This is a genomic window from Actinoplanes sp. NPDC051405 (assembly GCF_055586185.1).
Window position 1 is genome coordinate 1 of record NZ_JBVJIR010000019.1, and the last position, 11,353, is coordinate 11,353.

7 protein-coding genes are annotated in these 11,353 nt (G+C 74.5%); all 7 read left to right on the forward strand.

The genetic code is table 11. The annotated features are described in order from the left end of the window. The first annotated feature begins 190 nt into the window (after window positions 1-190). The 7 genes from ACZ6S4_RS34000 to ACZ6S4_RS34030 all read left to right on the forward strand — a co-directional run bounded on the left by ACZ6S4_RS34000 (window position 191) and on the right by ACZ6S4_RS34030 (window position 11,349). Window positions 191-1,594, forward strand: coding sequence for a serine hydrolase domain-containing protein (locus ACZ6S4_RS34000; protein WP_465478834.1), 1,404 nt, complete (start codon window positions 191-193; stop codon window positions 1,592-1,594). Between the two features lie 72 nt (window positions 1,595-1,666). Then, a complete protein-coding gene (locus ACZ6S4_RS34005; protein WP_465478835.1) occupies window positions 1,667-3,229 on the forward strand; it encodes an ABC transporter substrate-binding protein in 1,563 nt (520 codons plus the stop codon). Next, window positions 3,226-4,263, forward strand: coding sequence for an ABC transporter permease (locus ACZ6S4_RS34010; RefSeq protein ID WP_465478836.1), 1,038 nt, complete (start codon window positions 3,226-3,228; stop codon window positions 4,261-4,263). The genes ACZ6S4_RS34005 and ACZ6S4_RS34010 overlap by 4 nt, the downstream gene beginning before the upstream one ends. A 1-nt stretch (window position 4,264) precedes the next feature. Beyond that, on the forward strand, window positions 4,265-6,211 hold the full coding sequence (locus ACZ6S4_RS34015) for a dipeptide/oligopeptide/nickel ABC transporter permease/ATP-binding protein (RefSeq protein WP_465478837.1): 1,947 nt from the start codon (window positions 4,265-4,267) through the stop codon (window positions 6,209-6,211). Then, window positions 6,208-6,957 (forward strand): ABC transporter ATP-binding protein, encoded by a 750-nt coding sequence (locus ACZ6S4_RS34020; protein ID WP_465478838.1) that lies wholly within the window; start codon window positions 6,208-6,210, stop codon window positions 6,955-6,957. The genes ACZ6S4_RS34015 and ACZ6S4_RS34020 overlap by 4 nt, the downstream gene beginning before the upstream one ends. After that, entirely contained in the window at window positions 6,954-10,253 is a 3,300-nt protein-coding gene (locus ACZ6S4_RS34025; RefSeq protein ID WP_465478839.1) for a serine hydrolase, read from the forward strand. The genes ACZ6S4_RS34020 and ACZ6S4_RS34025 overlap by 4 nt, the downstream gene beginning before the upstream one ends. Window position 10,254: 1 nt before the next feature. Continuing rightward, window positions 10,255-11,349 carry a M20 family metallopeptidase gene (locus ACZ6S4_RS34030; RefSeq protein WP_465478840.1) on the forward strand — a complete coding sequence of 365 codons (1,095 nt, stop codon included), beginning with the start codon at window positions 10,255-10,257 and terminating at the stop codon, window positions 11,347-11,349. Window positions 11,350-11,353: the final 4 nt, after the last annotated feature.

Genomic DNA, 11,353 nt, shown 5'->3' on the forward strand with positions numbered 1-11,353 from the left:
GAGTTGGGGGGGTGGTCGGGCGTGGTTTTGTGTTGGGGGGCTGCGTTTGGGGCCCATTCCTTTTTTCTTCCCCTCCCCCCCCCCCCCCCCCCCCCCCCCCAGCGCAGTTGTGCCGGCGGACCAAGACGCCGGCGCTTTTTCGTCCCGATCGACGAACACCGATGCCGGTCCGCGCTCCTACGATCCCGCTATGACGACGATCACAGAGGTGCGGGACATCGTGGCGGCCCGCCTGCCCGGCCTGCTCCGCGAGCACCAGGTGCCGGCCGCGGCGTGGGGCATCCTGCACGACGGGCAGATCGTCGACGGGGCCGCGGGGCTGCTCAGCACCGCGACCGGGATCGAGGCGACGCCGGACTCGCTGTTCCAGATCGGCTCGATCACCAAGCTCTGGACCGCCACCCTGGTCCTGCAGCTGGCCGACGAGGGCAAGGTCGACCTCGACGCGCCGGTGCGCACGTACCTGCCGGAGTTCCGGCTCGGCGACGAGTCGGCCGCCGCGGTGATCACGACCCGGCAGCTGCTCAACCACACGGCCGGCTTCGAGGGTGACATCTTCACCGACACCGGGCAGGGCGACGACTGCGTGGCCAAGTTCGTCGAGACCCTGCACGACCTTCCGCAGCTGTTCGCGCCCGGCGAGCAGTTCTCCTACAACAACGCCGGCTACTGCGTGCTCGGCCGCCTCGTCGAGGTCGTCCGCGAGCTGCCGTACGACGAGTGCCTGCGCCGGCACCTCATCGCGCCGCTGGGCCTGACCCACGCCGCGCCCGGGCCGTACGAGGCGATCCTGCACCGGGTCGCGGTCGGTCACCTGGAGCTCGAGCCGGGCGCGGGTCACCAGCCGGCGCCGGTCTGGGCGCTCGCCCGCTCGAACGCGCCGGCCGGGGCGATGCTCGCGATGCGCCCCCGCGACCTGCTGGCCTTCGCCCGGATGCACCTCGAGGACGGCCGCGCCGCCGACGGTACGCGGGTGCTCGCCGCGGGCACCGCCGCCCGGATGCGGGAGCGCGAGGTGGACCTGCCCGACATCGGGGTGATGGGCACTTCGTGGGGGCTGGGCTTCGAACGGTTCGACACCCCGGCCGGGACGCTCACCGGGCACGACGGCAACACCATCGGGCAGTCGGCGTTCCTGCGCATGGTCGTGGAGGACGGATTGGCCGTGACGCTGCTGACCAACGGCGGCGACGCGATGTCGCTGTACCGGGACATCTTCGGTCTCGTGCTGAGCGAGCTCGGCCGCATCCCGCTGCCCGAGATGCCCCGCCCGCCGGCCCAGCCGGAGCGCGTGGACGCGGGCCGCTACGTGGGGACGTACTCGTCGCGGGTGGCCGACCTGACGCTGAGCCAGGACCGGGACGGCCGGATCTGGCTCGAGCAGACGCCCAAGGGTGAGCTGGCCGAGCTGGTCGGGCACGCGGTCCGCAAGGAGCTCGTGCACTACCGCGAGGACTTCCTCATCCCGGTCGAGCCCGAGCAGGGCATGTACGTGCCGCACGCGTTCGTCGGCGACGACGGCGCCGGGCACGCCCGGTTCCTGCACGTCGGCCGGGCCGTGCGCCGGGCCGGATCCACGGTCGCGCCGGTCTGACCGACCGACCATCCCCACCCCGTTGAACCCACCCCGTCGAACCGGAGCCGGCAGGCCGGAAGAGGACCCCTCATGAAGCTGACCACCACGTCGAGGATCGCCGGCAGCGCGGCGCTCTGCGCGGCGCTGGCCCTGGCCGGATGCGGCGGCGGATCGGGCTCCGGCTCGCAGGCCCAGGGCCAGGTCGTGGACGGCGGTACGTTCACGATGGCCCTGAACGCGGACCCGGGCAATCTCGACCCGCAGTCCTCGGCGGCCAGTGCGCTGTTCACCATCAGCCAGCTCGCGTACGACACGCTGCTCGGCGTCGACCCGGCCGGCGGCCAGATCCGCTCGCAGCTGGCCGACAAGTGGTCGTCCGCCGGCACCACCGTCAAGCTCACCCTGCGCAAGGGCGTGACGTGCGCGGACGGTACGCCGCTGACCGCCAAGGTGGTCGCCGACAACCTGACCTACGTCGGTGACCCGAAGAACAAGAGCCCGTTCCTCGGCACGTTCCTGCCGGCCGGGGCCCGCGCCGCCGCCGACGACGCCACCGGCGAGGTGACCCTGACGCTGGCGGCGCCGGCCCCGTTCGTGCTCAACGGGCTGGCCAGCCTGCCGATCGTGTGCTCCGGCGGGATGAGCAACCGGACGAGCCTGGCCAAGGCCACCGCGGGCACCGGACCGTACCAGCTGACCGAGGCCGTGCCGGGCGACCACTACACGTACGCGATCCGCGAGGGCTACACCTGGGGACCCAACGGCGCGTCCACCGCGACGCCCGGCATGCCCGACACCGTCACGGTCCGGATCGTCGAGAACCCGGCCACCGCCGCCAACCTGCTGCTGTCCGGCGAGCTCAACGCCGCCCAGGTCACCGGCCCGGACGCGCAGCGCCTCGACAAGGCCGGGCTGTTCGCGGCCCGCACCGCCGCGGTGCTCGGTGAGCAGTGGTACAACCAGGCCGAGGGCCGGGCCACCCGCGACCCCGCCGTCCGGCTCGCCCTGACCCAGGCGCTCGACCTGGCCCAGCTGCGGACCGTGCTCGGCGCCGGCCAGGCCACCCCGCCCACCACACTCGCCGCGATCGAGCCGCTCGCCTGCCCCGGCGGGACGCTCGCCTCCGCGCTGCCCGCCCACGACCCGGCCGCGGCCACGGAAGCGCTGAAGAAGATCGCCGGCAAGACGCTGACCTTCGCGTACTCGACCGCCGGAGGCAGCGCCGCCACGGCCACCGCCGAACTCGCGGTGCAGCAGTGGAAGGCCGCCGGGATCACGGTGACCCCCAAGCCGCAGAGCGGGGAGGCGATCAACCAGACCCTGTTCGGCACCGGCGACTGGGACATCGCCTGGGCCCAGGTGAACGTCAACAGCCCGGACCAGATCGTGCCCTTCCTGTCCGGGCCCGGCGTCCCCGACGGCACCAACTTCGCCGGCATCCACAACAGCGAGTACGAGGCCGCGGTCAAACGGGCCGGCGCGATGGACGGCACCACGGGCTGCGCCGCCTGGCTGGAGGCCGAGACCGCTCTGGTCAAGGCGGCCGACCTGGTGCCGTTCGCCAACCAGCAGATCGCCACCTACGGCGCCAAGGCCCGCTTCGAGACCCCCGGACAGCTGATCCCGACCAGCATCCGGATGCTCGACCGATGACGTCGGCGCCGGCGCCCGCGCCGGAGATCGGGGCCGCCGGGGAGCAGAAGCCGGTGACCGGGGCGTCCCGGTTCCGGCGGGTCGCCGGCCACCCGTGGTCCCGGTTCGCGCTGCGGCGCGCCGGCCGCCTGCTGGTCTCGCTCTGGGTCCTGGTCACCGCGTCGTTCCTGATGATCCACCTGGTCCCCGGCGACCCGGTCCGCGCGGCCCTCGGCCCGACCGCCCCGGCCGCCCTGGTGGCCGAGCGCCGGGCCGCGCTCGGCCTGGACGACCCGCTGCTCACCCAGTACCTCACCTACGTGAAGGGACTGTTCGGCGGCGATCTGGGGACCTCGATCCTGACCCGGCTGCCGGTCAGCGACGTCGTCGGCCAGCGCCTGCCCGCGACGCTGGCCCTGGCCGCACTGGCGTTCCTGGCCGCCGTGGTGATCGCTGTCCCGGTGGGCGTCGTGATCGGGGTGCTCACCCGGCGCGGCCACGGCCGGCGTACGGAGGCCGCCTTCACCTCCGGCACCGTCGTGCTCGGCACCATTCCGGACTTCCTGCTCGGCGTCGGCCTGGTCTACCTGCTGGGCGTCACGCTGCAATGGCTGCCGGTGGCCGGCAACGCCACCCCGGCCGGCTACGTGCTGCCGGTGCTGTCGCTGGCCGTGGGCCCGGCCGCGATCCTCGCCCGGATCCTGCGGGTGGAGATGGTCGCCGTGCTGGACGCGGACTATCTGCGGACGGCGCGGGCCAAGCGCCTGCCGGCCCGCTCGCTGTATCTGGGCCACGCCCTGCCCAACGCGGCCACGGCCGCGCTGACGCTGAGCGGCCTGATCCTCGGCGCGATGGTCGCGGGCACCGTCCTGGTCGAGAACGTGTTCGCCTGGCCCGGCCTGGGCACCACCATCGTGCGTTCCATCCTCAGCAAGGACTACCCGCTGGTGCAGGCCATCGTGCTGGTCTACGGCCTGGGCGTGCTGCTGATCAACACCGCCGTCGACGTCGCACTCGCGCTGCTCGACCCGCGGTCGACGATCCGGGAGGACTGAGGTGAACCGCCGTACCGCGCATCGCTGGCTCCGCGTGCTGCGCACGCCCATGGGCCGGGCCGCGGCCGCGCTGGTCTTCGTGGTCCTGGTCCTGGCCGCCGTCGGGCCGGCGCCGTGGGACGCCCGCGCGGACGCCGTGGACACCGCGAACATCCTGGCCGGACCGTCCGGACAGCACTGGGCCGGCACCGACAACCTGGGCCGGGACATCGCGTTCCGGGTGCTGGAGGCGACCCGGCTCTCGGTCGGTCTCGCGCTGGCCGCCACCGCCATCGGCGTGCTGGCCGGACTCCTGCTGGGCACCGCGCCCTGGCTGCTCGGGCGGCGCCTGGGCCGGCTCGTAACGGGAGCCGTGCAGATCGCCATCGCCTTTCCCGGCCTGCTGCTCGCGCTGTTCTTCGCGGTCGTCTTCGGCGTCGGCGCGACCGGGGCGGTGCTGGCCATCGGGCTGGCCGGGGCGCCGACGTTCGCCCGGCTCGTGCAGACCCTGCTGGCCGGGGTAGCAGCGCGGGACTTCGTCGCCGCCGCGCGGATCGCCGGCGTGGGCCGCTTCCGCATCCTGATCCGCCACCTGCTGCCCAACATCGCCGAGCCACTGGTGGTCAACGCCACCATGGGCGCCGGAGGAGCGCTGCTCGCCTTCGCCGGCCTGTCGTTCCTGGGCCTGGGCGTGCAGGCGCCGGCCTACGACTGGGGACGGCTGCTGTACGACGGCATCGGCGTGCTCTACCTCAACCCGGCCGCCGCGATCGCCCCGGCGCTGGCCGTCCTCGTCGCCGGCCTGGCCCTCAACCTGCTCGGCGAGTCGGTGGCCAAGGGCTTCGGGATGGACGCCCTGGTCGGCCTGCCCGCCTCGGCGAACCCCTCCCCGGCCGCACCCCTGGGCGCGGCGCCACCGGCCGCCGCGAGCACGTACGACGGCGCGGCGTCCGACGTGGTCCTCGACGTCCGGGACCTCACCGTCAGCTTCCCCGCCGCCGCAGGACCGATCCGGCCGGTACGCGGCGTGACGTTCTCCATCCGCCGGGGCGAGGCGGTCGCCGTCGTCGGCGAGTCCGGCTCCGGCAAGTCGCTCACCGCCCTGGCCGTGTCCCGGCTGATCGACGCGGCCGGCCGGGTCGACGCCGACCGCCTGCACCTGCTCGGCGCCGACCTGCGCGAGCCCGACTCCGCGGTCCAGCGCCGCCTGCTCGGCAGCTCGCTCGCGATGGTCTTCCAGGACCCGGCCAGCTCCTTCAACCCGGCCCAGCGGATCGGCCGCCAGCTCGCGGAGACCTCGCGGCACCACCACGGCCTCGGCCGCCGCGCGGCGTTCACCCGCGCGGTCGACCGGCTGCGGGCCGTGCGCATCACCGACCCGGACCGCCGGGCCCGGCAGTACCCGCACGAGTTCTCCGGCGGCATGCGGCAACGCGCGATGATCGGCATGGGGCTGATGGGCTCCCCGGCGCTCATCGTCGCCGACGAGCCCACCACGGCCCTGGACGTCACGGTCCAGCGGCAGGTGCTCGACCTGCTGACCGGGATCCGCCGGTCGGACGACGTCGCCCTGCTGCTCATCAGCCACGACGTCGCCGTGGTCAGCGAGGTCTGCGACCGGGTCCTGGTCATGTACGCGGGCCGCATCGTCGAGGACCTGCCCACGGACCGGCTGACCACCGGCGCGCTGCACCCGTACACCCGGGCTCTGACCGCCGCCGTGCCGCGGATGGACTCGCCGCTGGACCGGCCGCTGCCGGTGATCCCGGGACGTCCTGTGGAACCGGCCGACGTGCCCCAGGGCTGCGCGTACGCCGGCCGGTGCCCGCTCGCCTCCCAGCGGTGCCGGGCCGAGGATCCACCCCTGGCCCAGCATCCGTCGGGCCACCGGGTGGCGTGCTGGCACGCGCGCCCCGAACCGGCCCACGCGGAAACCGTCCGGCCGGCCTCGGTGGTGGAGACGTCATGAGCGAACTGACCTTCGAGGACGTGACCGTCCGCTACGGGCGGCTGACGGCGGTCGACGGCGTGACGCTGAGCGTGCCCGCGGGCGGGGTCCTGGGCCTGGTCGGTGAGTCCGGCTCGGGCAAGTCCACATTGGCCCGCGCCGCCGTCGGCCTGGTCGCCCCGGCCGGCGGGCGGATCCTGCTGGACGGCGAGCCGATCCGCGCCCACGGCCGGCACCGCCCGCTGCAGATGGTGTTCCAGGACCCGTACTCGTCGCTGGATCCGCGGATGACCATCGGCGAGACGATCACCGAGGCGATCCCGCCGGGGATGTCCCGGCCGCAGCGCCGCACCGAGGTGGCCCGGCTGCTGGAGCTGGTGCACCTCGACCCCGGCCGGGCGACCGCCTACCCGGGGCAGCTCTCCGGCGGGCAGCGGCAGCGCGTGGCGCTCGCCCGGGCCCTGGCCGGCCGGCCGCGGGTGGTCATCGCGGACGAGATCACCTCCGCGCTCGACGTGTCGATCCAGGGCGCGATCCTCAATCTGGTCCGTGAGCTGCAACGCGAGCTCGGCCTGTCGATCCTGTTCATCTCGCACAACCTGGCCGTCGTCCGGTACGTCGCGGACCACGTGGCGATCATGCTCCGCGGGCGCGTGGTCGAGCAGGGCCCGGCCACCCGGGTGCTGGCCGACCCCCGCCACGACTACACCCGGGCGCTGCTCGACGCCGTACCCGGCCACCGCCTCACCGCAAGGAGCACCCCGTGACCCGACCGATGCGCATCGACGACCTCCTCGCGCTGGCGGTGCCCGCCGAGCCGGCCCTCGCCCCGGACGGCGCGCACGTCGCGTACGTGCTCCGGACCCAGGACGCGGCGGGCGACCGTACCGTCACCGAGCTTTGGATCGTGCCCACCGGAGGTGGCGTGGCCCGCCGCCTGACCGCCGGCCCGGCCGACACCACCCCGGTGTGGAGCCCCGACGGCACCAGCCTCGCCTTCCTGCGCGACGGCCGGCTCGCGGTCCTTCCGATGGCCGGCGGTGAGGCCCGGGTGCTCGGCGACCTGCCGCGGCTGTCGGGCCCGCCGGCGTGGAGTCCCGACGGCGCCCGGCTCGCCTTCACCGCCGTGGTGCGGCCGGAATCCCCGGTGCACGCGCCCTTGGTGGCCGACGGCCTGGACTATCAAGCCGACGGTGCCGGCCTGATCGGCGCATCCCGCCGCCAGGTGCACCTGGTCGACCTCGACACCCTCGAGTGCCGCGTCCTGACCGATGGGCCGCACGACGCCGGCGTACCTGTCTGGTCGCCCGACGGCACCGACGTGGCCTTCGTCCGCGCCCTGGGTGACGACAGCGACCTGCGGTTCCGCTCGGCCGTGCACCTGCTCGCGGTCGACGACCGCCAAGCCGTGGCCCGGGTGGCCGGACCGGCCGGCGGCGTCGCCCGCACCGCCGGTTTCAGCGCCGGCGGCACCGCCCTGCTCGTGGTCGGCTGGCCGGCGGACCCGGTCGGCCACGGCCGGCTGCTGCGGGTGCCGCTCGACGGCTCGGAACCCGTCGACCTCGCGGGCACCCTCGACCGCAACGTCATGCCGGGTGGCCTGGCCTATCCGGGCGGCCTGCCCCAGGAACACGACGGACGGGTGCTGTTCTGCGTCCGCGACCAGGGCTGCACGCATCTGTGGTCGGTGGCGTCCGACGGCACGGATCAGCGACCGGTGGTCGCCGGCGCCGGGCGGGTCGTCGACGGCCTGTCGGTCCGGCGGGACTTCGCCGCGTTCGTGTTGTCCACTGCGGACTCGTTCGGCGAGATCGCCGTCGTGGACCTGGCCGGCGGCGGCGAGCGGGTGCTGACCCGGCACGGCGTCGACCTCCAACTCGTCCCCCGCGAGGAACGCTCCTTCACGATCTCCGACGGCCGCACCGTGCAGGCGTGGCTGATCCGCCACGGCGACGCACCGGGACCCAGGCCGCTGCTGCTCGACATCCACGGCGGGCCGCACAACGCATGGAACGGCGCCGCCGACGAGGTCCACCTCTACCACCAGGAACTCGCCCGGCGTGGCTGGGTGGTGCTGCTGGTCAACCCGCGGGGCAGCGACGGCTACGGCGAGGCCTGCTACGACGGGGTCAACGGCGCCTGGGGCGTCGCCGACGCGGCCGACCTGCTGGAGCCGATCGACGCTCTGGTCGCCGAGGGCATCGCCGACCCGGCGCGGCTGGCCGTCACCGGCTACAGCTACGGCGGGTACATGACCTGCTGGCTCACCGGGCACGACGACCGGTTCGCGGCCGCGGTCGCCGGTGGGACGGTGGCCGACCTGGTCAGCATGGCCGGCACCTGCGACGACGGGCAGTTCCTGAGCGCGTACGAGCTGGGCGGCCCGCCCTGGCAGGACCCGAAGCGCTACGCCGACATGTCGCCGCTGTCCCGCGTCGCCGACGTGCGCACCCCGACCCTGCTGCTGCACGGCGCCGACGACCTCACCTGCCCCGCCGGTCAGGCGCAGCAGTGGCACACCGCGTTGCGGCAGCGGGGCGTGCCGACCCGGCTGGTGCTCTACCCGGGCGCCTCGCACGCGTTCATCCTGGCCGGGCCCCCGTCGCAGCGCGTCGACTACAACCGCCGCGTCGTGGACTGGCTGGAGCAGCACACCCGCCGCCAGGGCCGGCCGGCCCTCGACGCCGCCCACTGGCAGCGGCGCCTCGCCGCGCTGGCCGAGCGCCACGGCGTACCCGGGGCCCAGCTCGGGATCCTGCGGCTGGCCACCGACCCGCAGTCCCCGGACGAGCACATCGAGGTCTGCGCCGGGGTGCTCGACACCGCCGGCGGCCACCCGGTGACGCCCGACGCCCTGTTCCAGATCGGCTCGGTCACCAAGGTGTGGACCGCGACGGCGATCATGCAGCTCGCCGACGAGGGCCGGCTCAGCCTGGACACCCCGGTGGGCGAGCTGCTGCCCGACTTCCGGCTCGCCGACCCCGACGTGGCGGCCCGGGTGACCGTACGCCACCTGCTCACCCACACCAGCGGCATCGACGGCGACGTCTTCACCGACACCGGCCGTGGCGACGACTGCCTCCAGCGCTACGTGGAGCTGCTGGCCGACCAGACCCAGAACCACCCGCTCGGCGTCACCTGGTCCTACTGCAACGCCGGCTACAGCGTGCTCGGCCGCATCCTGGAGGAGGTCACCGGCCAGAGCTGGGACCAGGTGATGCGGGAGCGCCTGTGCACCCCGCTCGGCCTGACCGCGACGGCCACGCTGCCCGAGGACGTGCTGCTGCACCCGGTCGCCGGCGGTCACGTCGAGCACGAGGGGCAGATCGCCGCCGCGCCCGTCTGGCACCTGCCCCGCTCGGTCGGGCCCGCGGGCCTGATCAGCGCCAACGCCGCCGACGTGCTCGCCTTCGCCCGGCTGCACCTGACCGGCGGCCGCACCGCCGGCGACGAGCAGCTGCTCGCCGCGGAATCGGCCGCGGCCATGGCCGAGCACCAGGCCGACCTGCCGGACAAACTCTCGCTCGGCGACTCGTGGGGACTCGGCTGGATCCGCTTCGGCTGGGACGGCCACCGGCTCATCGGGCACGACGGCAACACCATCGGCCAGGCCGCCTTCCTGCGCCTGCTGCCCGAGCAGGGGCTGGCGGTCACGCTGCTGACCAACAAGGAGAGCGCGCGCGACCTGTACCAGGACCTGTTCACCGAGGTGTTCGCCGAACTCGCGGGAGTGGCGATGCCGGCCTCGATCACGCCGCCGGACGAGCCCGCCGAGGTTGACATCACCCCGTACGTCGGCACGTACGAGCGCGCGTCGGTGCGCATCGAGGTGCTGGCCGGGGAGGGTGACCAGGGGCCACGGATGCGCACGACGCTCACCGGGCCGCTGGCCGCGCTCGTACCGGACCCGGTCGAGGTGCAGCCGCTGGTCCCGGTCGGTCCCGCCCTGTTCCTGACCGCGCCCGCGCAGCGCACGAGCTGGTATCCGGTCACCTTCTACGAGCTGGACTCGGGCGAGCGCTACGTCCACTTCGGTGCCCGAGCCACCCCGCGGGTGGACTGAGATGCTGGACTCCCTGCTGGCCGACACCCGGGCGCTCGTCGAGTGCGAGTCACCGTCGACCGACCTCGACGCCGTCGCGCGCTGCGCCGAGGTGGTCGCCCGCGTCGGCGCCGCCCGCCTGGGTGCGCAGCCGGAGCGCATCGTGCTCGACGGGCGTACCCACCTGCGCTGGCGGTTCGGCGCCGGGCCGTCGCGGGTCCTGGTGGTCGGCCACCACGACACCGTCTGGCCGATCGGGACGCTCGCCACCATCCCGTACGGCGTCACGGCCGGAGTGCTGCGCGGACCCGGCTGCCTGGACATGAAAACGGGGCTCGCCATGGCCTTCCACGCGATCGCCGCGCAGCCCCACCGCGACGGCATCACCCTGCTCGTGACCGGCGACGAGGAGCTGGGTTCGCCGAGCTCACGTCCGCTCATCGAGGCCGAGGCGCGGGCCACCGGCGCGGCGCTGGTGCTGGAGGCGGCGGCCGACGGGGGAGGGCTGAAGACCGAACGCAAGGGCGTCTCGATCTACGAGCTGATCGTCGCCGGGCGGGCCGCCCACGCCGGGCTGGCCCCGGAGCGGGGCGTCAACGCCACCGTCGAACTGGCCCACCAGGTGCTGCGGATCGCGGCCCTCTCGGACCCGGAAGCAGGCACCACCGTGACACCGACCCTGGCCCGCGCGGGCACGACGACCAACACCGTGCCGGCCGGCGCCCGCGTCGCGGTGGACGTCCGGATCCGGTCCCTGGACGAGCAACGCCGGGTCGACGACGCGATGCGGGCCCTCACGCCCGTCCTGCCCGGCGCCGCCCTCGAGGTCACCGGCGGCCCCAACCGCGCGCCGCTGGAAGCCGCCTCGTCCGCTGCACTGTTCGCGCGGGCGACGACGCTGGCCCACTCGCTGGGCCTGCCGGCGTTGACCGCCACCGCGGTGGGCGGCGCCTCCGACGGCAACCTGACCGCCGGTACGGGCACGCCCACCCTGGACGGTCTCGGCGCGGTCGGCGGCGGTGCCCACGCCGACGACGAGCACGTCCTGCTGGAGTTCCTCCCCGGCCGTACGGCGCTGCTCGGCGCGTTGCTGGCCGAGCTGACCGGGGCCCGGTGACCAG